Origin of the sequence: Streptomyces sp. CBMA29 (assembly GCF_014596445.1) — a bacterium.
Taxonomy (GTDB): domain Bacteria; phylum Actinomycetota; class Actinomycetes; order Streptomycetales; family Streptomycetaceae; genus Actinacidiphila.
Map to the genome: position 1 here is coordinate 23945 of NZ_MECL01000002.1, position 15707 is coordinate 39651.

Annotated in this window: 27 protein-coding genes and 2 pseudogenes; 6 read left to right on the forward strand and 23 right to left on the reverse strand. The window is 65.7% G+C overall.

Annotated features, from left to right (window positions below; all coding sequences use genetic code 11):
- Window positions 1–21 precede the first annotated feature (21 nt).
- Entirely contained in the window at window positions 22–624 is a 603-nt protein-coding gene (locus tag BGM09_RS00120; RefSeq protein ID WP_188279232.1) for a hypothetical protein, read from the forward strand.
- Between the two features lie 45 nt (window positions 625–669).
- Complete coding sequence (locus BGM09_RS00125; protein WP_317452465.1) at window positions 670–1170, forward strand: VanZ family protein; 501 nt, start codon at window positions 670–672, stop codon at window positions 1168–1170.
- 369 nt (window positions 1171–1539) lie between these two features.
- Here BGM09_RS00125 and BGM09_RS00130 read toward each other — a convergent pair whose 3' ends face one another.
- The 3 genes and pseudogenes from BGM09_RS00130 to BGM09_RS00140 form a co-directional block, all read right to left on the reverse strand.
- A complete protein-coding gene (locus tag BGM09_RS00130) occupies window positions 1540–1896 on the reverse strand; it encodes an ATP-binding protein (protein ID WP_188279234.1) in 357 nt (118 codons plus the stop codon).
- A gap of 92 nt (window positions 1897–1988) precedes the next feature.
- Window positions 1989–2258 (reverse strand): annotated as a pseudogene (locus BGM09_RS00135) (adenosine deaminase); the annotation flags it as partial.
- Window positions 2234–2578 carry a hypothetical protein gene (locus BGM09_RS00140; protein ID WP_188279235.1) on the reverse strand — a complete coding sequence of 115 codons (345 nt, stop codon included), beginning with the start codon at window positions 2576–2578 and terminating at the stop codon, window positions 2234–2236. The gene BGM09_RS00140 and the pseudogene BGM09_RS00135, both read right to left, overlap by 25 nt.
- A 111-nt stretch (window positions 2579–2689) precedes the next feature.
- Between BGM09_RS00140 and BGM09_RS00145 the strand changes: the two genes are divergently transcribed.
- Genes BGM09_RS00145 through BGM09_RS00160 form a run of 4 tightly spaced genes read left to right on the forward strand, consistent with a single transcriptional unit; the run spans window position 2690 to window position 4021 of the window.
- The gene (locus tag BGM09_RS00145; RefSeq protein WP_188279236.1) at window positions 2690–3205 is read left to right on the forward strand and encodes a YkgJ family cysteine cluster protein; all 516 of its coding nucleotides are present in this window, start codon (window positions 2690–2692) and stop codon (window positions 3203–3205) included.
- Window positions 3202–3594 carry a hypothetical protein gene (locus tag BGM09_RS00150; RefSeq protein WP_188279237.1) on the forward strand — a complete coding sequence of 131 codons (393 nt, stop codon included), beginning with the start codon at window positions 3202–3204 and terminating at the stop codon, window positions 3592–3594. Before BGM09_RS00145 ends, BGM09_RS00150 begins: the two co-directional genes overlap by 4 nt.
- On the forward strand, window positions 3591–3758 hold the full coding sequence (locus BGM09_RS00155) for a hypothetical protein (protein WP_188279238.1): 168 nt from the start codon (window positions 3591–3593) through the stop codon (window positions 3756–3758). Before BGM09_RS00150 ends, BGM09_RS00155 begins: the two co-directional genes overlap by 4 nt.
- Complete coding sequence (locus tag BGM09_RS00160; protein WP_188279239.1) at window positions 3755–4021, forward strand: hypothetical protein; 267 nt, start codon at window positions 3755–3757, stop codon at window positions 4019–4021. The genes BGM09_RS00155 and BGM09_RS00160 overlap by 4 nt, the downstream gene beginning before the upstream one ends.
- Window positions 4022–4040: 19 nt before the next feature.
- Here the strand turns inward: BGM09_RS00160 and BGM09_RS00165 are convergent, their stop codons facing one another.
- The 20 genes and pseudogenes from BGM09_RS00165 to BGM09_RS00260 all read right to left on the reverse strand — a co-directional run bounded on the left by BGM09_RS00165 (window position 4041) and on the right by BGM09_RS00260 (window position 15706).
- Window positions 4041–4454 carry a hypothetical protein gene (locus BGM09_RS00165; RefSeq protein WP_188279240.1) on the reverse strand — a complete coding sequence of 138 codons (414 nt, stop codon included), beginning with the start codon at window positions 4452–4454 and terminating at the stop codon, window positions 4041–4043.
- 68 nt (window positions 4455–4522) lie between these two features.
- Window positions 4523–5524: a hypothetical protein gene (locus BGM09_RS00170; protein WP_188279241.1), complete on the reverse strand. Its 1002-nt coding sequence runs from the start codon at window positions 5522–5524 to the stop codon at window positions 4523–4525.
- Window positions 5524–6000, reverse strand: coding sequence for a hypothetical protein (locus tag BGM09_RS00175; protein WP_188279242.1), 477 nt, complete (start codon window positions 5998–6000; stop codon window positions 5524–5526). Before BGM09_RS00175 ends, BGM09_RS00170 begins: the two co-directional genes overlap by 1 nt.
- Window positions 6001–6334: 334 nt before the next feature.
- Window positions 6335–6646, reverse strand: a pseudogene (locus BGM09_RS00180) (histone-like nucleoid-structuring protein Lsr2); the annotation flags it as partial.
- A 165-nt stretch (window positions 6647–6811) separates the two neighbouring features.
- Window positions 6812–7318: a hypothetical protein gene (locus BGM09_RS00185; RefSeq protein WP_188279244.1), complete on the reverse strand. Its 507-nt coding sequence runs from the start codon at window positions 7316–7318 to the stop codon at window positions 6812–6814.
- Window positions 7315–9243, reverse strand: a complete 1929-nt coding sequence (locus BGM09_RS00190) for a DEAD/DEAH box helicase (RefSeq protein ID WP_188279245.1) — start codon at window positions 9241–9243, stop codon at window positions 7315–7317. Before BGM09_RS00190 ends, BGM09_RS00185 begins: the two co-directional genes overlap by 4 nt.
- Before the next feature lie 8 nt (window positions 9244–9251).
- Window positions 9252–9788, reverse strand: coding sequence for a hypothetical protein (locus tag BGM09_RS00195; RefSeq protein WP_188279246.1), 537 nt, complete (start codon window positions 9786–9788; stop codon window positions 9252–9254).
- Between the two features lie 114 nt (window positions 9789–9902).
- Window positions 9903–10190, reverse strand: a complete 288-nt coding sequence (locus tag BGM09_RS00200) for a hypothetical protein (protein ID WP_188279247.1) — start codon at window positions 10188–10190, stop codon at window positions 9903–9905.
- Window positions 10187–10873: a hypothetical protein gene (locus tag BGM09_RS00205; RefSeq protein WP_188279248.1), complete on the reverse strand. Its 687-nt coding sequence runs from the start codon at window positions 10871–10873 to the stop codon at window positions 10187–10189. Before BGM09_RS00205 ends, BGM09_RS00200 begins: the two co-directional genes overlap by 4 nt.
- A gap of 81 nt (window positions 10874–10954) precedes the next feature.
- On the reverse strand, window positions 10955–11377 hold the full coding sequence (locus tag BGM09_RS00210) for a hypothetical protein (protein WP_188279249.1): 423 nt from the start codon (window positions 11375–11377) through the stop codon (window positions 10955–10957).
- 23 nt (window positions 11378–11400) lie between these two features.
- The gene (locus BGM09_RS00215) at window positions 11401–11718 is read right to left on the reverse strand and encodes a hypothetical protein (RefSeq protein ID WP_188279250.1); all 318 of its coding nucleotides are present in this window, start codon (window positions 11716–11718) and stop codon (window positions 11401–11403) included.
- On the reverse strand, window positions 11715–11990 hold the full coding sequence (locus BGM09_RS00220; protein WP_188279251.1) for a hypothetical protein: 276 nt from the start codon (window positions 11988–11990) through the stop codon (window positions 11715–11717). The genes BGM09_RS00215 and BGM09_RS00220 overlap by 4 nt, the downstream gene beginning before the upstream one ends.
- Window positions 11991–12000: 10 nt before the next feature.
- A complete protein-coding gene (locus BGM09_RS00225; RefSeq protein WP_188279252.1) occupies window positions 12001–12309 on the reverse strand; it encodes a hypothetical protein in 309 nt (102 codons plus the stop codon).
- 378 nt (window positions 12310–12687) lie between these two features.
- Window positions 12688–13380 (reverse strand): hypothetical protein, encoded by a 693-nt coding sequence (locus tag BGM09_RS00230; RefSeq protein ID WP_188279253.1) that lies wholly within the window; start codon window positions 13378–13380, stop codon window positions 12688–12690.
- A 155-nt stretch (window positions 13381–13535) separates the two neighbouring features.
- Window positions 13536–13790: a hypothetical protein gene (locus tag BGM09_RS00235; RefSeq protein WP_188279254.1), complete on the reverse strand. Its 255-nt coding sequence runs from the start codon at window positions 13788–13790 to the stop codon at window positions 13536–13538.
- 89 nt (window positions 13791–13879) lie between these two features.
- Window positions 13880–14221 carry a hypothetical protein gene (locus tag BGM09_RS00240; RefSeq protein ID WP_188279255.1) on the reverse strand — a complete coding sequence of 114 codons (342 nt, stop codon included), beginning with the start codon at window positions 14219–14221 and terminating at the stop codon, window positions 13880–13882.
- An 8-nt stretch (window positions 14222–14229) separates the two neighbouring features.
- Window positions 14230–14514: a hypothetical protein gene (locus BGM09_RS00245; RefSeq protein ID WP_188279256.1), complete on the reverse strand. Its 285-nt coding sequence runs from the start codon at window positions 14512–14514 to the stop codon at window positions 14230–14232.
- A gap of 13 nt (window positions 14515–14527) precedes the next feature.
- Window positions 14528–15058 (reverse strand): hypothetical protein, encoded by a 531-nt coding sequence (locus BGM09_RS00250; RefSeq protein ID WP_188279257.1) that lies wholly within the window; start codon window positions 15056–15058, stop codon window positions 14528–14530.
- A gap of 8 nt (window positions 15059–15066) precedes the next feature.
- Window positions 15067–15285: a hypothetical protein gene (locus BGM09_RS00255; protein ID WP_188279258.1), complete on the reverse strand. Its 219-nt coding sequence runs from the start codon at window positions 15283–15285 to the stop codon at window positions 15067–15069.
- Window positions 15278–15706: a hypothetical protein gene (locus tag BGM09_RS00260; protein ID WP_188279259.1), complete on the reverse strand. Its 429-nt coding sequence runs from the start codon at window positions 15704–15706 to the stop codon at window positions 15278–15280. The genes BGM09_RS00255 and BGM09_RS00260 overlap by 8 nt, the downstream gene beginning before the upstream one ends.
- Window position 15707: the final 1 nt, after the last annotated feature.

Consider the following 15707-nt stretch of genomic DNA (forward strand, 5'->3'; position numbering starts at 1 on the left):
GGCTCGATGAGACTCGGCCCGATGAGACATGCGCCACACAAGGTGCTGGCGGCCACCGTCCTGCTCGCCGCGCTGCCGCTGATCGGCGGCTGCGGCATCCGTACGACCACGGTCCCGGTGGACGCGGGGCCCGCGCCGTCGCGGGTGTCGTGCGCGGTGCCGCGCGACGGCAAGGCGCCGGAGACGGACACCGCCGTACGCCAGGTGTATCTGGTGTGCAGCATGCAGACCACGCCGGTCAAGCGGAGCGTGACGCTGCGGCCGGGCAGGATCGACCGGCTGACGCAGGTCAGGGAGCTGGTCGCGCAGTTGCAGCGCAGCCCGCTGTCGGCCGAGGCGCAGGCCGGTTTCTCCACCGAGGTGCCGGGCAGCCTGGAGATCCTGGGGCCGTTCAAGGGCGATCCCGAGAACGCGCTGCGGCTGAACCAGGCGGTGGACGAGCTGCCGTCGTTCGCGCTCGCGCAGATCGTCTGCACGCTCGCCGACGACCCCTCGGTCACCGGCGACGGCGGTGTGGTGCTCGGCGGCGACGACCCCGACAGCAAGCTGCGCCGCTACACCTGCACGCCCGACCTGCGGACCCGCCCGGACGCCGCGGACAGCGCGGGAACCGCGGTGGGGTGAAGCCGCGTCTTGGAGGGCGTGCGGCACGAAGGCTCCAGTTTCAGGGTGCGCGCGGCCGGGCTGCTGCTCACCGCCGCGTACCTCGCTTTCGTCTCCTGGCTGCTGCTGCGTCCGCATTACGTGACGTGGGTGCCCGCGCCGAATCTGCGGCCGTTCGGCACGATCCGCGCCGACCTGGCGATGAGCGCGGGCCAGGCGGCCCGGCGGATCGCCGAGGGCCTGGGGCTGCTCGCGCCGCTGGGCGTGCTGCTGCCGATGGCGGGCGGCCGGGTCCGCACCTCGGGCTTCGCGTCCTTCGCGCGGACGGTCTTCGCCTCGCTGATGGTGTCGCTGACCCTGGAGTTCCTTCAGACGATGGTGCCGGGCCAGCTCTTCGACGTGGACGCGCTGCTGCTCAACACGGCGGGCGTGGCGCTGGCGCACCTCCTGGTGGTGCCGCCTGCGCGGCGCGCGCTGCGCAGGCGCGAGGACGCGCGGGCGCGGGCCGCGGCCGGGCCGCCGCAGGGACCGGCGGCGACGGCTCCCAGGGTCCGCATCTCCCCCTGAGGATCTTCTCCCCTGGGTCTCGCTGGGGCTCGCTGAGGCTCGCTGAGGCCCCTGAGCCGAGGAATCCAGAGCGCGCGGACGGGCCGCGCCGCCGCGTCGAGCGATTCTCGACGGGCAGTGCGGCCCGTTGGGCGCGCGGCTGGCGGGGACGGGCGGCACGCCCGGTCACCCGTTCATGCACGGCTCACGGACGGCACGTCAGGCGCCTCGCGCTCCGCCGGTTCTTCCTGACAGGACTCCGCGCGGCACCAGCCACCGCCCGCACGGGCTGAACCGCCGGGACCACCGGGACCGTCCGGGCAGTCGGGACCGTCCGGGCAGCCGGGCCTCCAGGGCAGCCGGAGCCGCCCATGATCCGCCGGACAGGCGCTACTTGCCGTTGAGGCCGCCGATCGGGAGGCCGCCGAGGAGGCCGTTCGCCGGGCTGACCTGGTTGCCGGAGGGCAGCAGCTTGCCCGGGTTGCCGGGGAGCGCGGAGGTGCCGTTGGTCAGCGCCTGCTGCGCGCCGTTGGCGCTGTCGGTGGCGCCGGGCAGGAGCTTGGCGGCGGTGCCGACCGGAGTCCCGTCGAGCACGGTGGGCGAACCGGCCTGGCCGAGCAGCGAACCGGCCTGGTCGGTGATCGGCAGGGCCGGGAGGGAGGCCGCGGAGGCGGTGCCCGCCGCCGCGGCGGCGAAGGCGAGGCCGAGAGCGGAGACGGCGAGGGTCTTCTGGGTTCGGGTCTGCATGACTTCGGAACGTAGTCAGGTGTTGACCGGCCGTGCAAGCGGCGTGGCGCGGCCGTAACCTCTCGTACCGGCCGCGCCGTAAAGGTGTTCCGTCAGCCCTCGTCGGGCACGGAATCGCTGGCCAGGGTCGGTGCGGCGGCCGACTGCCGGAACAGCCACTCGGCCTTCAGCTCCGCGTACCCCGGCTTGATCACCTCATTGATCATGGCCAGACGTTCATCGAAAGGGATGAACGCTGATTTCATCGCATTGACGGTAAACCACTGCATGTCATCGAGGGTGTAGTCGAACGCCTCCACGAGGTGCTCGAACTCCTGACTCATGCTGGTGCCGGACATCAGCCGGTTGTCGGTGTTGACAGACTAGAGCAGACTGAGTGCATACCGCCAGAAGCAGTCTGACCTGCAAGAACGCGCTCCTCCGAGGGCAACGGAAGATCGAGCGCGATGCGAAGGGTGTCCGCCTCCAGTCCTTGCTGGCCCTCCAGCAAGCTGGCGAGGTACGTGGCCATGGCCGGAGTGACGCGCAGCACCCGATGGGTAACTGGTTCGTCAGGGACCAGCACCGGCGCCTCGGCTCCCGTTTCAATCCGCGCGTTCTGCATTCGCTCGGCGAAGCGTTGCGCCGCCGACTTGTCCGCGTCTGCTGCCATCAAGCGCTCAAGCGGTCGCAGCTCTGCCATCTCTGGTCTCCCACCCCTCATTACTCCGACTGGGTGATCGTACCGAGTATTTGGCACCGAGTGGCCCAACTTCCCTGCTGGATCAGGCAGTCGGCGCTACGCTCCCTGGCCATGACTGACCCCCGCGACGGGGCGGGCGTAGGTGCCCTTGAGGCCATCTACGACTCGTTGCCCCCGATGCGGTGCGCGCAGCAGTGCTGGGACTCGTGTACCACTTTTCCGGTAAATGCTCTTGAGCACCGCAACATCAGAGACCAGACCGGCGTGACGCTTACTGGCGGACGTGCCCGTCCAGGCCAATCGATCCCCCGGTGTCCGGCGTTGTCCTTCGCCAATACGTGCACGATTTATGCCGCCCGGCCCCTGATTTGCCGTATCTGGGGCATGGCGCGGGGCATGGCGTGCGGGTACGGCTGCGTGCCCGAGGGCGGGCATATCCCGGACGAGGAAGCGATCATTCTGATTAACCGCGTGCTGCTCCTCAGCAACGACCCGGCGGCAACACCTGAAACGGCACTGCATCAGCTTCTTCAATCTGGCGAGGTGTACCAGGCGGCCGTGGCGGGCGGCATGTTGATCGCGCTGGGAATTGATCCCCTGGCCCGCTACAAGGGGGAGCCGCGATGAGGGGCAGAATCATCGAGGTCACCAACGGGCCGTTCACGCCGATGAATTGGGGCAAATTCCTGGTGCAGGTCCCAGTCGAGGAGTGGGCGTACCGGAGTGCGGTGAGCGGGTCGTCCGGTCCGCTGCTCGGCGAGATCGGGTGGGGCACGAATCACATCATCGTTTTTGATCTCCAGACGATGGAGGGCGCCGCTTTTGAGCCCGGTGGGGTCGCGGCGGCCGATCTCAAGAAACACCGCATCCACGTGTGCCTGCTCTTTGAGCCGTTTCTGGAGTGGTTGTACGACCAGGTTGACGTGCGCGATCTGGATGCGTTGCCGGACCACGTGCATCTGCCGGACACCCCGATGGGTCTCTACGGCTATCGGCGGCCGGGGGTGTCCGCGTGATTTTTACGCTGGTGATGTCTCTGGCGGGCGCGGGGATCGGCGCGTACGTGGGCCTTACCGGAAATGCCCCGGCCGATTACCAGTTGGCGTCCGCTGTCGCGGTTACGGCCGGTTTCTTCCTTGGCAGGGTGCTCGACGGCCTGGTGAAAACCTGGCGCTCATGAGCGACGCCGACCCATTGTCGACGTTTTTCAGGGCGCACCGGTGGGGCTGCGTCGTGTATTGCGTCGATGTAGCCACTGATGGCGACTTTTGGTGGGCAGTGGCGTGGGGGGTTGGTGTGTCGCTCGTTTCGCCGTTGCTGTTCATCGCGCTCGACGCGCTTCTGCTGGAGCTGCGCTGTGGGCGTGAGGTAAGGAGGTTTCGGAGGAATCCCGGCTACATTCTGCCGCCGGATGATCCCTCGGGCTTATTAGCTCAGCAGTAGGAACTGCGAAGAGGCGCCCTCAGTTCGTTGGGGGCGCCTCTTCTGGTCGCGCTGCTGTCCATTCGTCAATGAGTTCAACGGCGCGTTCCGGTGTCATGATGAAGGCCGTTCCGGGTTTCGGGAAGTAGTCGCTGGGCGTTCGGGTGTTGACGGCGATACGCCACTGCCCTTTCTGGTAGAGAAGATTCGCGTCCGTGATCCCAGCAGCCTCGGCTCCGGGGATCACGGCGCGCCAGCGTACGTCCGGCTTCAGCTCGTACAGGTCGCCGTTACGAATGACGGCTCGGATGCGCTTGCGTGCGGTCGCAGCGGATACACCTACGACCGCGCACAGGCGGCTCACAGCGCGACTCAGCGGCACCAGGGCGGGGGCGCTTTCGGTGACTAACTCCTGCGCGATACTGAGGGCTTGGTCGATCTTCGGGTCAGGCACTTATTCGTCTCCGGTGGGCAGCGGAGAGGCACCGGCCAGGGGCGCCGGTGCCTCTCCGTTTGCGGGGGTCAGACGGCCGCTTCTCGCTTGGCCCCAAGCGTCCGCATGACGCGTTTGTGCATCTCCAGGCTCTCGGGTGTGGGGAAGCCGAGGCCGTTGCCGTGCGGTCCCAGACACTCCGTGTGCTCGGTGCAGCGGTGGTCGAGGGTGACCGTGTCGCCTTCTTTGGTGAACCAGTCGATCTCGGCTACGCGTAGATCGTGCGCGGTGGAAGCGTGGTTGTTCCGGTGCGCGAAGGCGACCCAGTATGGCGTGGGTGCACCGGGCTTCGCGTGCGGCAGGGGGCAGCCGATCTGGTCGACGTCTTTAACCCACCGGCCGTTGGACGGCTTTTTCGGGGTGCTTTTCTTGTCTGCCTGCTTGGTGGGAGCTGTTGCCGCTTGTGGTGGCTCTGGCGTGGCGGGAGTCGGACTCCACGCAAAATGCGCCGTGGCTTCGTGGGCGGTGAGCTGGTCTTTGGTTGCCAGGGCGTAGCCGGTGTCTGCGCAGACAGTGTGCACTGCGCAGGCGAAGCCGAGGTGCACAGTGCCGTCTGCCCAGATGATTTCGGGTGCTGTGCAGTCGTGTGCGGCGCTGGCGTGGTCGTCTCTGTGTGAGGCGGCTACGCGTCGGGGGGGCTTGCATTCGATGCAGAAAATGAATGGGGAGTCCAGCCTGACGTCAGACGTGTCGTGGTCGGCTGTCAGGCTACGTGGGAGTGGTAGTTGGTCGCTGACTGTCTCGGGCGCTCCACGGCCTGCTAGGGCGGTTCGGATTGCTGGTGGTGCGGTCCGGTGCTTTCGTGGCCTGGCACGGCGGAGCATCGCGTCGAGAGTGTCCAGGCGTTCGCTGATGAAGTCTCTGCGCGGGCCGATCAGGTCGAGGAGGATTCCGCATGCGTCGCAGAGGTCCACGACGTCGTCTGTCGGTTCGCCGTCGGCGGACGCCTGATGCTCCTGAGTGGCCACCGTCTCTACGCCGTGCTCTGCGCACCAGTCGCAGTCACGGGCGATGATGACTTTTTCGGCCATCACGCCACCGCTTTACGGCGCGTGGGACCGGACTTGGTTGCCTTGCCCGACTTGCCTGACTTGGCCGCCGCTTTCCTGCCCATCCGGGCCAACAGCTTGGTGACGGCCTGTTTGTCGGCATTCCGCTGGATCTCGGCGCGGACGCTGACGCCGGTGCTGTAGACGCCTCGCGGGGCGATGAGGTCAGGATTTCGGTCGGTGTACCAGTAGTCGCTGCGGTCGTCGCCACGGATCACGTAGAGGTGGTGACGCCGCAGGCCGCACGAGGGGCAGACGTCAACGTATTCGACCTGCGTTACGCGGCTCGCTGTCGTTGTGCGCTCGCCTGTTGAAGTGAGCGGCACCGCCTGTGCCTTGAGATCGAAGTGGTGCCTGTCGCCTCGGCACTGTTCCAGGTTTTCCGGGATGTTCTTCGCGAAGTCACGAACGTCTTCGGGCGTTGCCTGGTCACGCTGTTGTTGCTGAGTCTGGGGCATCTTCGGTCATCCCTTAGTGAGAGACGGTTGATTGCCAGACACGATAGGTGCGTTGGGTGGCGTTAGAGGCAGGGCGTGCGTTGATACGTCGTCCGGTCGGGTATTGATTCACCCGTACGGGTGACTGTGGTATGGGTGCTGGATACAGCGACGCCCGCCCTCGCCGGGTACAGGTTCCGGCAGGGGCGGGCGTTCGCCGCTGTGCGCAGGGTTACTTGGCAGCGGCAGCGGTCTTCCTGGCGGCGGTCTTCTTCGCTGTCGTCGGCCTCTTGGCGGGCTCGGCGGATGCGGTGGCCGGTGCGGCCGGTTCGGCTGCCTTGCGCATGGCCACTCCGTACGCCTCCTGGATCTGTGCCGGAACGCGGCCACGGTCGTTGATGTCGTAGCCCTGCTCCTTTGCCCACGCGCGGATTTTCGCGGTGTCGCCGCTGCCTGCGGTCCTGATCGGCGCCTTGCCGCGCGCGGCCCGGCCTCCGGTTCGCCGTCCGGCGTCGGTGTACGGGGTGAGCAGGTTCCGCAGCTTGTCGGCGCTCGCCGTTTTGAGATCGATTTCGTAGGTGACGCCGTCCACCGCGAACGTGACGGTCTCGTCGGCTTCGCCGCCGTCCATGTCGTCAACGAGGAGAACCTGAACCTTCTGTGCCATGCTGTGCTCCGAATCATAAACGAGTAAGCCCCGAACTCCCGGCAGTGTAGCGGGGATTTCGGGGCCGTCCAGTGTGAAATGTGTATGTGCCAGACGTGTTCGACCTTGGGCCGCGCGCAGTAAGCGTTTTGGCGTAGGGTTTCTGCCGCGCCGCGCGATTGTGTGTCAGGACGCGGTGTCCTCCGTGCCCGCCTCCGCCTTGTCGGTGCCGAGGGCCGTGAGGGTGTCGAGGGCGTTGCCGATCTCGATGAGCTGCTCCTGCAATGCCTCCCAGGTCTCCTCGCGGTCCTCGGCGCTCACGCGGGTTTCTTCGAGGGAGAGTTCGTACTGCTCGGCGAGCGTGATGGCGTTGCTGATGGGCTCGCTGATGCCCATCACGGGGTCCTCGTCGTGGGGCAGCAGGATGTAGAGGGCGTTGAGTGCGTCGAGAAGCTTCGCGGCGTACTGCGGTGGCATGAGGCTGGCGTCCACCGACGTGACGTCCTTGCGGACGGTGCTGATCGCCTCGTTGAGACTGACGATCTCCGTGGTGAGATCGCTGAGCGGCCCGGCGTCATCCTTGAGGACATCAAGGATGGTCTGGATTTTCTCCAGGTTGGCGCGGGAGCGGGTGCTGCGGGCGAGTTTGTGGATCTGGTCGGCGGTCGTGGGCTGGGCCTTGGTCCGGGTCATGTGGTACCTCCGTCTTTCTCGCGAGCGATTGCTGTCGCTTCGTCATTTACCATCTGCTGGAGCCGCTTGTTCGCGAGCTTTTCCGCCCCCTTCCAGATACCTTCCATCGTGGTTACGGCGTTGGTCACGTAGGCACGGTAACGGCTGGGAGAGAATTTGAAACGAGGGACAATTCGCGAGCACTCATAGGCCATGGCGATGAGCTGCTGGCGACGCTCTTCCTCGGGAAGAGTCCGGTCCATGAGCATTTTGTGGAACCGGGCGGCCAGTGCGGTCAATTCCTGGTCGTCAATTTTTGGAGAGATATCCCGCCTGCCACGCCAGTGCCAGCCGGGAAGCTGTTCCAGAAGCGCTCTACGCGAGGGCGGCAGCGTCCCTTTGTTGTTGGCCGTTTGCTGTGTCGCGGCGAAAGCCCCGATCGCGTCGCGTTGCGGAGAAACATAGGCACTGCGAGGCATCTCTCCGGTGTATTCCATGTACGCCTTCAACTTCCCGTACCTGACAAGCCAGCTCTCGGTGACGTTCGTCAAGACGTGCAGCGTGAGGGCCTCGTGCATTTTGCTGTGCAGATCGGCGTCGAGGCCCAGGATGTCGATGGCATCGGGAAGGCGCGGGTTGACCTCTCCCGCGAATTCCCCGACTCCAGCGTCCACCGCAGCCGTGGTGAAGCCCGAGTCCATCCGCTCGTCGAAGTCGCGCAATGCGGACAGCACCGCGTAAACGTGCCGGAACTCGCTGTCGGCCAGCACCTGCTCCGGGCTCTCCCCCGGCGCCAACACAACCGGCAGCACGATAACGGACTTCCGGCTTTTACCTGGGGACAGGCGCAGCGCCCGTCCGACTGCCTGAGTAATTGCCACGATCGACGTCCTCGGGTCAGCGAAGACCACGCAGTCGACGGCTGGCACGTCCACGCCGACCGTCAAAACGGCGACGTTGCTCAGGACCGTGGCACCTTCGTTGGCGGGGTGCGCAAGCTGCTCCAGTGCCGCTTCGCGCGCCGCTGGAGAGCTGTTGGCGTCGATGTGCAGGGCCTTGACCGGGACCGAAGTGACCCGCCGGGCGGTGCGGGCGAGGGTGTCGGTGAAACCGCGTGACCGCTCGACACGACTGTGAAATCCCAGCGCACGGCGCGTGCCGTATTCTTCGATTGCTCGGCCCACCGCGATCTGCGCGGCGACCTGAGAAGCGGTCACTTCCCTGCCACGCGGGTAGGCGTTCTGGTCGGAAAGGGCCTGGTGGATTTCCTTATCGGTGACCAGCACCATAGCCACCATGTAGTCGCTCAGAAGCTCTTGGGCGATGGCCTGCCCGAAAGTGAGGTCAGGAATTCGCTCTCCGTAGAGCGCGACGTCTTCCATGGACACCGCGTCCTGGGTGCCGTCACCATTGTGGTTGCGGGCTGTCGCGGTCAGACCGACGCGGTACTTCGTCGGGATGCGAGTGTCGTCCAGGACAATCGAGAATTTCTTCCCGGCCTGTCCTGCCGTAACGTGGACCTCGTCAAGGATCATGGCGTCCAGTGGCGGCAGCGACGGCTCAGCGGCATAGGCATTGGCGATGCGCTCGGCCGACTGGTAAGTGCTCACGATCAGCCGCGTGCGCGAGGTACGGGTGCGGATGAAGGCAGCGATGTCCTCGGGGGCTGTCGTAGCGGCTGCCTGCCCCACTGCCGGGTCGGAGTACACCAGCAGGACGTCGAGGGCGGCGCCCCACTCTTCTTCCCAGTCTCGGTACATCTGCCGCACCAGGGCCTTGCTCGGCACCGTCACGAGGATGACGCCGCCTGCCGGTGTCTTGCGGCGGGCCACCTCGCGGCCCACGAGGGTTTTGCCGGTGCCGCAGGCCCGCACGGACAAGGCCCGTTCCTCGGCCGCAACAAGCTGGTCGATAGCCGTGGTCTGGTCGGGACGCGGGGGTTTCATTTCCTGCCTTACTTGCCCTTACGGGGGGCCTTCGGAGTGGTCAGGGCCTGCTCAATGGACCAACCGCTTTGCTTCACACGCGTACGCAGCAGAAGGGCGGTTACCGAGGGATGACGTCGGGCGTCGTTGAACCACTCGCCGAGCGGCTGGGACACGCCGTCCCACTCGTACTCGGTCTTGTCCCAGAAGTCGCCCTTCTTACGGCCCTTGTAGGTGCCGGGGGGAATGTAGCGACCGTCGAATCCCTTCTTCGACATCGCCGGGGCTTCACCGATCTCGTGCACGCGCTGATCGATCCCGCCGTCGGGCCAGAAAATGATCTCGACGGAAGCCGGGCCGTAAATCTTCCGGCCCTTGGTGGAATCGAACCGGTCCACAGAGTCGCCAACACCAAGGTCAACGACAGCACGCTTACGGACGTTGTTACCCGAGCCGTCCTTGGCTGCCATCTCCCTGACCGTCGCGGCGGTGTAGTGCGTGCCCTTGGCGTATGCCGCCTCCAGCGCCTCATCGATAATGCTGTCGGCGGTCTCTTCGTCGTCCACGTTCCTCCTTCGGTAACACCGATGACAAAAGCCCCCGGCGGGGGCGCTACTTTCGGCGGCGGTGACATGGTACGGCGGTGCCCAGCCACGCGGGCTGGCCACCACCGAGACGCGTCATGCCAAAGTTGCGGCGGCGTCCTGTTGATCGCGGGGTGCGACGTCGAACAGGCCGCGACGGTCGTCCGGGTGCAGGTGGTTCAAGTTCTGCCCCCGTCCGCTGCGGTCCACCGTCCACACCGTCAGCCCGGAAGGATTGGTGAACGCGGCGAGCATCACCTCCGGCCGCTGCTCCATGATCTCCTGCGCGGCCCGGCACACGCGGGCCAGCGACCTGTCCTCCGGCCCCTTCTCCGGCTGCGCCGGGGCTGTCGCCGCGTACAGCGTCGTCGTCCAGGCGCTCACTCGCCGTCCTCGTCGTCGTCCTCGTCGGGGCGCGGGAAGGCGTACGAGGGGTCGAACGTCTCCACCGCGTACTCCAGCTCCTGGATCTTGCCGCCGAAGATCCGCGCCATCCACGCGTCGCGCTCCTCGTTGGCGCTCTGGATCATCAGGCCGACGTGATCGCGCGCCATCTCGGGGGTGATCGGTACGTCAGCGCCGGTGCGGCCGTCCCGCAGGAACGCACCCCCCAGCTTGATCTCCATCAGCGAGATGCGGATGAAGAACTCACCCCAGTTCGTGGCGGTGACCTCCCACATGCCGATGGCCTTGGCGGGCAGGTCCAGCGGGTACTTCACGTTGATCTTCGGCGTGATGTCGAAGGTCGTGCGCCGCTCCTGGAGCGCCGTCTCGTACGCCTCCAGGGCGAGCACGTAGGTGCGCCAGCGGTTCACCGTCTCCTCGTCCTGGTCGTAGTCGGTGAACACCTTCCAGCCACCGACCGTCAGTCTGCGGACGGCGTGCGCGGGAGCGCTCAGGTCCTTGGCGAGCTGACAGGCCCTGGTGATGTGCTCGGCGTCGTATCCCTGGTCGACGCCGTGGGCGACGATCCAGAGGTAGCCGTGGTGCTGCCCGCGCTGGTACACGTGCTGCTCGGGATTGCCGTACGGCGCCTGGAACACGGTTTCGGTGGGGGTCTTGGTCATGGTGCGTTTTCTCCTCTTGGGTATGAAAAGGCCCGGCCCCTGAATCTAGCGGGCCGGGCTGACAGCGGGCGGGCGGATGAGTCAGACGGTTGTGCGCGCCTTGTCAAGCTCGGCGAGGTAGGTGGTGACGAGCTTGTCGGCCTCGGCGCGGACGGCCTGGAGGAGTTTGCGGGCGAGTTCGACGCCGGACGGTTCCCATGGCTCGATGCGGTGCTTCTCCGCCCACTCCGTCACACCCTCGCCCTCGTTGACGAGCCGGATGCCGGAGCGCATCTGCACGACGATGAAAACGTCGCCGTCGTCCTGGTAGGCGAGCAGTTCGGTGATGAGCGCGTGCCCGTTCAGCCCCGCGTCCCATGCCTCGGCGACGAGATACGTGACTGCCACAGCGGGCTCGTGCGGGCCGGGGTGCTCCAAGGTGAAGTCTTCCGGGATGCGGTTCTCCGAGAGGCATTCGGCCAGGGCCTCATCGGTCAGATTGTCAGGCCAGATCATGGTTCCCATTGCGGTTTCCTTCCATCGCGCTGTTATTCAGACTGCGGCACAAGGCCGTGCTGGCGGAAGAGCGTGGTGTCAGCCTGGATGGAGGCGCGCTCGGAGTAACTGGAAGTGGGTCGGCTGTTGCCCTTGCGGGTGCGCTTCTCTGCGGCGGCTCTGATCGGGTCCAGGAGAGCCGCCCACTCTTCGTCGGTGCCGTCTGCACCGTGGGCGTCTCGCAGGCGATTGGCGAGCCTGTACGCGGCCACAAGCTGCTGGGCCTCGTCGGAGACCTCGCCAGGCACGAACCTCTCAGCCGACCACGGGCCGGAACGCAACTCAGCCGAGGAGACGGTGACGGTCCTCAAGAGGCTTCATCCTCACGCAGCACGTGCGCCGCACTGATCCGCATGAGAATCCGGGTCCGGGTGACGTTGGTGAGGTTGGCGTACTTCCTCGGCGGCTTGCCAGCGCGCAGACTTGCTGCCAGTTCTTCCGCCTCCTTCAGCGTCTTCGGGTCGTTCCCGAACGCCACGTCGTACCAGTCATCCAGGTTCTCCTGCCCCGTGGTCTGGTAGAAGACGGGAAACTCCACGTGAGAGTCAGTCAGCGGGTTTTTCGGCGGTTCGGTATTCGGCACAATTCCCCCTTCATTCGATGGCGCGGTTCAGCGCCTTCTTGGTGCGCTGGGCGTCCCAGTCGAGCAGGTGCCGCTCCGCGAGTTCGGATGACGGCAGCCCGTCGATGAGGACGTCTGCTGCCGCCCCGGTGGCGAGGACGGCCGCCAGTACCGACAGTGCCCCCTCGAAAGCGGCATCGGCTGTCGTAAACACTTTCGATCGCCGCTCGCTCTTGCCCTGGACACGGAGGCGCATACGCAGGGTATCCCTGCGTTCCATCAGGTGGGCGGTGCGCAGCAGCGCGCCCTGGACGATGGCGTCGATCTTGTCATCCTGCACGGCATATTCTTTCTAGTAGTCGTCGTCCCAGCTCTCACCGGCTGCCGCCGGGTCGAACCAGCTCGGGGGCGTCTCGGAGTCCGGGTAGTCTTGGCGAATTCTCCGTTGCTTTTCCATCCGCGCCGCCCAGTGGCTATCGCATCTCGGGTATGATTTCCCGCTGCCGCTGAGGGCCGTCCGGTATTTCACAGACCCTTCGCACGGCGCTTTCCTGCTGTGCCTGTCCAGGCATTCCGTCTCTTCGGTCATTGATTTTCCTCGGCGTTTTTGATGGCTGGACTGACGAATGACGCGGCCAGGCTGATAGGGACGGGCTCGCCCTGGGCGTCCACGTAGTTGTCGGGGGCGGGCTGGTAGCTCATCACCATGCGCTTCCGTTCAGGTGGCGGCGACCAGGCGGCGCCAGTGGGCGTTGAGATAGCCGACGTCGTCGGGTAGGCGGATACCGTCGTCACCGAAGAATCCGAGCCGGACGCAGTCCTCCGCCGACAGGTCCAGCGCGCTCATCGCGACCTCGAAGCTTTGCATGCCGCCGAGTTGGCCGAGCGGGCAGCGGGTGTCGTGGTCGACGTCCAGAATGCTGCGGTCCACCCTAGTGCGCCAGTCCTCGCCGTACGCGCCGCTCAAGAAACGCGCCCCCGAAAGGGCACGGCAGTACGCCTGAACGTCCTGGTAGGTGACTTTGTGCCGGTGGTGGTCGCACCACCCGAGACGGGCCGGGTCGACGGTCTCCAGGAGCTGCCGGGCGGCCTGATCGGCTGACTCCAGGCTGGCCGTCTCCGCGCCGACGGAGGCGTGGATCATGTCGCTGGTGACCTCGGTACCGCCGGGGTCGTCCAAGTCCGTGCAGACGGTGTAGCTGATCTGTACGCCGACGACCAGGCGGGCGGGGTCAGGCTCCGGCTCGACCCATTCCACCAGGGCCGGGTAGACGTACACGTCGATGACCGCGAACGCGTCGTCGGCTGCCGGTCGCCACCAGCGCCGGTTGTAGCTGCGTCCCGCCTGCGCGTCACCTCCGACGTCCCCTGCGTCGATGAAAATGCTGTCCTTTTCGGCCCAGCCGGACATGATCCCTCCCCTGTTGTGGAAAACAAAAAGGCCCGCCAAATGGCGGACCTTTATATGAAGTACCCCGTGCCGGGATCGAACCGGCGGTATTGCTGCCTGCGGGGCCCGATATTTCTACCGACTGTCGTTTTGAGTACGGATGGCCGGAGTGCCCGCTAGTCGGCGAGTAGGACCTTGCGGATTTGGGTCCAGTCGACGTTTTCGAACTGCTCACGGCTCAACTCGCCATAGCTCGTAACGTCGACAGAGGGGAACAGAGCCTTCTGCGCAACCTCTTTCCACTCCTCGGGCGCCGCCTCGGTGCGCGTGAGGCGCTCGTACTGGCCGTACCAGCCGAGGTTATTCTCCATCTCGGAGATGACGAACCAGGTAGCCCAGTTTGTCCAGCCGTTGTACGTCTCGTCGCTCACTTGAATCCTCTTTCTAACCTGCTGCAATTACTTCGTGTGCACTCCGTCGGAATTGAACCGGCGACGCGCTTACCTACGGGGCCCCAGTGCTATGGCCGAATGCGATGGAACCGATAGGTCATGTCCAGGTCCGTATCCCAGATCTCAATGTAATCCGGTTGATCGGGACCTGGCCCGTAGGGCCGGGAGTCGATGTATGACTCCACCACCTCCTGGAACTGCTCGGCGCTCCACCCGGTTTTCGGGAACTGTCGCCCGGCAGCGTCAATCGCTGCCTGAACTACTTCGTCGTCCGTTTCCACCTTCTCGTGGGTGTAAATGGAGGCGAGGAACCCGGCCAACTCGCTGCCCTGCTCCTTGGCGTCGATCTCGTCCCAGTAGTAGAGCTGGGCCGTCTCGAAGGCGTTCTGCCATTCCTCGACGTCGTACATGATCCCCCTTAGTTGTTGCCCACCTCGTGGATCTCCTGGCGCCAGTCGGCGTCTCCCTCCACGACCACGGCGGGTTCTCCGCGCCTGCGGTGCTCTTCCAAGTGGTCGTGGAACACCTGCTTCTGGTTCTGGTCGCGCTCGACCTCGCTCCCCCTCACGACGCGATTCGGGTCGTACGCGGCTGAGCTGGGGTCGGCGGCCCGGTGCCACTCCGGGATGAACGGCGGAACGTGGTTACCGTCGGCGTCGTGCTTGGCCGTGACGGGCAGGGGAAAACCTTCGAGCGTTGTCATGCTGAGTAGCCTCCTACAGGCTGTTGCCGCTAATGCGGATCTCGTCGAGGTCGGCGTGCTCGACGCCGAGCTGGCCGGAGGACGGGTCACCGGCGACCACCTCGATCTCCGTCCCGTCGACCAGGCGCATCGGGTACGGCCGGTCCTCCCGCAGCTCCTGGTAGAGGTCGCGGAACTCGCCCGCGTTGAAGATCAGCCTGGGCTTGCGCGAGGGGGTGACGTGGTCCGGGACGTACTCCTCGGCCTGCGCCTCCTCCCACACACCCTTGACCGTCTCGCGCAGGCTCTCGTCGGTGATGTCGTCCGGGCTGGCGAAGACGCCTTCCAGGCCACTGTCGTGGATGCTCTCACCGAGTCCGGCAACGTACTCCCAGCGGCCGGGTACCGCGCGCTGGACATCGATCTGGTACGCGGTCCACGCGCCGCTATCCAGCCGCGCACGGGTCTCCTCGCGCAGGGACTCGTCCCAGTCCTTGAGGGAGTTGTCGAAGTCCGCGTCCTCGGTGACCCTGATCCGCAGCTCACCCTCTACCGGGTTGCCCATTTTGTACTTCACTTCTCGTTCTTGCGGTCGCAGTCGATGACCTTGTATGTCGCGTTGTCGCCGGTATCGGTGACTTCCACTTTCAGCCACTCGTGGACGCCCAGGTCGTCGCCCTCCAAGCCGCACGGCGCGATGTCGAAGAACCAGAAGTCCTCCGTCGCCGCCTTATCGATCTGCGCCTCGTCCAGTTCTACGATCCGCACCGGCGGTGCAGCGGCGTCAGCCATTGCTCGGCTTCCAGTCCAGTGGCCGGAAGCAGTGTGTGTGGCCATAGGCGTCCTCGATGAACTCCTCGCCGTTGTCCATCTGGAGCATGGCGACCACGCGGTCCAGGCTGATCGCGTCGGGAAATGCCCTGTAGACGTTGTCGTGGTTCTCGTCCAGGTGGTCGCGGGCGATTTCTTCCCACGCCTCGTCGGGTGATCCCGCGTACGCGCACTGATGGGCCATGTGCGCGTCCCGGATCTGCTCCAGCGTGACCCGGTCGCCGTGCTTGCGCCCGGCATAGTCGATGCTGGTCTCGACCACCCCACGGTTGTCGTTCTCCTGCTTGAGGATCAGCCAGAGCAACTTCTCCAGATCGGAGCTGGGCTCCTCCAGGTCAGCGAAAGTCTGCTTTACCTGTTCGATCTCGAACTGTTCGTTCATG

Coding starts and splice junctions, on each gene's coding strand:
- BGM09_RS00120 (WP_188279232.1), top strand. CDS start 22: ATGAGACATGCGCCACACAAGGTGCTGGCGGCCACCGTCCTGCTCGCC.
- BGM09_RS00130 (WP_188279234.1), bottom strand. CDS start 1,896: ATGCAGACCCGAACCCAGAAGACCCTCGCCGTCTCCGCTCTCGGCCTC.
- BGM09_RS00140 (WP_188279235.1), bottom strand. CDS start 2,578: ATGGCAGAGCTGCGACCGCTTGAGCGCTTGATGGCAGCAGACGCGGAC.
- BGM09_RS00145 (WP_188279236.1), top strand. CDS start 2,690: ATGACTGACCCCCGCGACGGGGCGGGCGTAGGTGCCCTTGAGGCCATC.
- BGM09_RS00150 (WP_188279237.1), top strand. CDS start 3,202: ATGAGGGGCAGAATCATCGAGGTCACCAACGGGCCGTTCACGCCGATG.
- BGM09_RS00160 (WP_188279239.1), top strand. CDS start 3,755: ATGAGCGACGCCGACCCATTGTCGACGTTTTTCAGGGCGCACCGGTGG.
- BGM09_RS00170 (WP_188279241.1), bottom strand. CDS start 5,524: ATGGCCGAAAAAGTCATCATCGCCCGTGACTGCGACTGGTGCGCAGAG.
- BGM09_RS00175 (WP_188279242.1), bottom strand. CDS start 6,000: ATGCCCCAGACTCAGCAACAACAGCGTGACCAGGCAACGCCCGAAGAC.
- BGM09_RS00185 (WP_188279244.1), bottom strand. CDS start 7,318: ATGACCCGGACCAAGGCCCAGCCCACGACCGCCGACCAGATCCACAAA.
- BGM09_RS00190 (WP_188279245.1), bottom strand. CDS start 9,243: ATGAAACCCCCGCGTCCCGACCAGACCACGGCTATCGACCAGCTTGTT.
- BGM09_RS00205 (WP_188279248.1), bottom strand. CDS start 10,873: ATGACCAAGACCCCCACCGAAACCGTGTTCCAGGCGCCGTACGGCAAT.
- BGM09_RS00210 (WP_188279249.1), bottom strand. CDS start 11,377: ATGGGAACCATGATCTGGCCTGACAATCTGACCGATGAGGCCCTGGCC.
- BGM09_RS00230 (WP_188279253.1), bottom strand. CDS start 13,380: ATGTCCGGCTGGGCCGAAAAGGACAGCATTTTCATCGACGCAGGGGAC.
- BGM09_RS00240 (WP_188279255.1), bottom strand. CDS start 14,221: ATGTACGACGTCGAGGAATGGCAGAACGCCTTCGAGACGGCCCAGCTC.
- BGM09_RS00245 (WP_188279256.1), bottom strand. CDS start 14,514: ATGACAACGCTCGAAGGTTTTCCCCTGCCCGTCACGGCCAAGCACGAC.
- BGM09_RS00250 (WP_188279257.1), bottom strand. CDS start 15,058: ATGGGCAACCCGGTAGAGGGTGAGCTGCGGATCAGGGTCACCGAGGAC.
- BGM09_RS00255 (WP_188279258.1), bottom strand. CDS start 15,285: ATGGCTGACGCCGCTGCACCGCCGGTGCGGATCGTAGAACTGGACGAG.
- BGM09_RS00260 (WP_188279259.1), bottom strand. CDS start 15,706: ATGAACGAACAGTTCGAGATCGAACAGGTAAAGCAGACTTTCGCTGAC.